A 280-nucleotide genomic window follows, 5' to 3' on the forward strand; every position below is an offset into this window, starting at 1 on the left:
CGCCGAGTACCGCTTCATCGAACAGTACAAGGCCGCCTGGAAGGATGCGCCCTACGCGCCGACCTTCGTCACCACCGATGCAGTGGTGGTGCATTCGGGCCACGTGCTGCTGGTGCGCCGCCGCTCGGAACCCGGCAAGGGGCTGTGGGCATTGCCCGGCGGTTTCGTCGGCCAGGAACAGAGCCTGCTCGACAGCTGCCTGCGCGAGCTGCGCGAGGAAACCCGGCTGAAGATCCCGCTGCCGGTACTGAAGGGGTCACTGAAGGGCCAGCAGGTCTTC

Annotated in this window: 1 protein-coding gene; it reads left to right on the plus strand. The window is 66.8% G+C overall.

Features of this window, described 5'->3' with window-relative positions:
* On the plus strand, nt 1-280 hold a 280-nt coding region (locus tag EN804_RS36755), incomplete at both ends, for an NUDIX domain-containing protein (RefSeq protein WP_135922455.1).

Source organism: Mesorhizobium sp. M8A.F.Ca.ET.161.01.1.1 (assembly GCF_004792105.1).
In the GTDB taxonomy this organism is placed as follows: Bacteria; Pseudomonadota; Alphaproteobacteria; order Rhizobiales; family Rhizobiaceae; genus Mesorhizobium.